Annotated in this window: 1 protein-coding gene; it reads left to right on the forward strand. The window is 64.0% G+C overall.

Translation table 11 applies throughout. The annotated features are described in order from the left end of the window. The coding region (locus P0D80_RS50375) for an iron-containing alcohol dehydrogenase (RefSeq protein WP_408296286.1) at positions 1-1,088 on the forward strand (1,088 nt) is incomplete at both ends.

The raw sequence follows: 1,088 nt of genomic DNA on the forward strand, positions 1-1,088 counted from the left end.
GTTTCATAACCCCACACGAATCATTTTCGGCGAAGGCCAGATCGCCGCACTCGATGCGCACGTCCCGCCCAACGCGCGAGTGCTGATTACCTGCGGCGGCGGCAGCATCAAGAACAACGGTGTGCTCGCGCAAGTGCAGGCGGCGCTCGGTGAGCGCGCGTGGCACCTGTTCGGCGGCATCGAGCCGAATCCCACTTACGAAACGCTGATGGAAGCGGTCGCGCTCGCCCGTGAGGGGAACTTCGATTTTCTGCTGGCGGTGGGCGGCGGTTCGGTGATCGACGGCACCAAGTTCATCGCTGCCGCGGTGAAGTTCGACGGCGAACCGTGGGACATTCTCGCGAAGCAGGCCGAGATACGCGACGCGGTGCCGTTCGGCAGCGTGTTGACGCTGCCCGCCACCGGTTCGGAGATGAACAATGGCGGCGTCATCAGCCACCGCGCGAAGGGCGACAAGCTGCCGTTCCGTAGCGAGGCGACCTATCCGGTCTTCTCGGTGCTCGATCCAACCACGACCTACTCGTTGCCGCCGCGACAGATTGCCAACGGTGTCGTCGATGCGTTCGTTCATATCGTCGAGCAGTACCTGACCTACCCGGTGGACGCCAGGGTACAGGACCGTTTCGCCGAAGGCCTGCTGATCACGCTGACTGAAGTCGGCCCGCAAGCGCTTGCCGAGCCGCACAACTACGCGGTGCGAGCCAACCTGATGTGGACGGCAACGCTGGCTTTGAACGGTCTGATCGGCGCCGGTGTGCCGCAGGACTGGGCGACCCACATGCTCGGCCACGAGATCACGGCGCTGCACGGACTCGATCACGCACAGACGCTCGCCATCGTGCTGCCGGCCATGCTGAGCGTGCGCCGCGAGTCGAAACGCGGGAAGTTGCTGCAGTACGCCGAACGAGTCTGGAACATCACCGAGGGCAGCGAGGACGAACGTATCAGTGCGGCGATCACGGCGACGCGGGTGTTCTTCGAACGCATGTCGGTGGGAACCCGCTTGCGCGACTATCAGATCAGCGGCCAGTCGATCGGCACGCTGATCACGAAACTCGAAGAGCACGGGATGACGGCACTGGGCGAAC

This window comes from Paraburkholderia sp. RL17-373-BIF-A (assembly GCF_046030175.1).
GTDB lineage: Bacteria > Pseudomonadota > Gammaproteobacteria > Burkholderiales > Burkholderiaceae > Paraburkholderia.